Annotated in this window: 1 protein-coding gene; it reads left to right on the top strand. The window is 68.9% G+C overall.

The window, feature by feature from the left end; all coding sequences use genetic code 11:
* The first annotated feature begins 120 nt into the window (after window positions 1-120).
* Window positions 121-1,119 (top strand): IS481 family transposase, encoded by a 999-nt coding sequence (locus ACFWGZ_RS41165; protein ID WP_382457004.1) that lies wholly within the window; start codon window positions 121-123, stop codon window positions 1,117-1,119.

The raw sequence follows: 1,119 nt of genomic DNA, 5'->3' as shown, positions 1-1,119 counted from the left end.
TGTACTGACCTGAGAGGTTAGGAACGGTCCGACACGTGATCGGATGATCTTGGATTGAGGGAGGGCCTCCGGGTTCGGTGTGGATTGCGACATCTGCACCTACTAGCCAGGAGGCCCTCGATTACTCACGCTAACGCACCGCTGACCGAGCTGGGCAGGCTACGTCTGGCCCGGTGTGTCGTCGAGGATGAATGGCCTGTTCGGCGGGCCGCGGAGCGGTTCCAGGTGTCGGTCAGCACGGCGCAACGCTGGGCCGGCCGCTACCGCGAGCTCGGCACGGTGGGCATGGCCGACCGGTCCTCCCGCCCGCTGGCGTGCCCGCGCCGGACCCCGACGCGCACCGAGCGGCGGATCATCAAGGTCCGGCTGGCGCGGCGGTGGGGACCGGCGCGGATCGCGTACCTGCTGGGGCTGGTGCCCTCGACCGTGCATCGGGTCCTGACCCGCTACGGCCTGGCCCGGCTCCGCCATGTGGACCGAGCCACCGGGCAGCCGGTGCGCCGCTACGAACGCGCCACACCGGGCGAGCTCGTGCACGTCGACATCAAGAAGCTGGGCAACATTCCCGACGGCGGCGGCCACAAGGTCCACGGCCGGACCGTGGGCGGGCGCAACAGTTCCGCGCACCGCGACCCCGCCCGGCGCCGCAAGGTCGGCGGCCGCCCCAACCTCGGCTACAGCTACCTGCACAACGCCGTGGACGACCACTCCCGCCTGGCCTACAGCGAAATCCTGGCCGACGAGACCAAGGAAACCGCGGCCGCGTTCTGGCAGCGAGCACAGACCTTTTTCCGCACCCACGGCATCACCGTCATGCGGGTGCTCACCGACAACGGGTCGTGCTACCGCTCCCGGCTCTGGCGCGACACCCTGACCGACGCCGGGATCACGCACAAACGCACCCGCCCCTACCGTCCCCAGACCAACGGCAAGGTGGAGCGCTTCAACCGCACCCTGCTCGACGAATGGGCCTACGCCCGCCCCTACCGCACCGAAACCGAACGCCGCGAAGCGTTCCTGCGATGGCTACACACCTACAATCACCACCGCGGTCACACCGCACTCAACGGCCAACCACCCGCCAGCCGCGTTCCCAACCTCTCAGGTCAGTACAACTAG

Origin of the sequence: Lentzea sp. NPDC060358, assembly GCF_042725365.1 — a bacterium.
Taxonomy (GTDB): domain Bacteria; phylum Actinomycetota; class Actinomycetes; order Mycobacteriales; family Pseudonocardiaceae; genus Lentzea.
The sequence above is the reverse complement of the archived record's forward strand: the minus strand, read 5'-3'. Positions and strand labels throughout refer to the sequence as shown.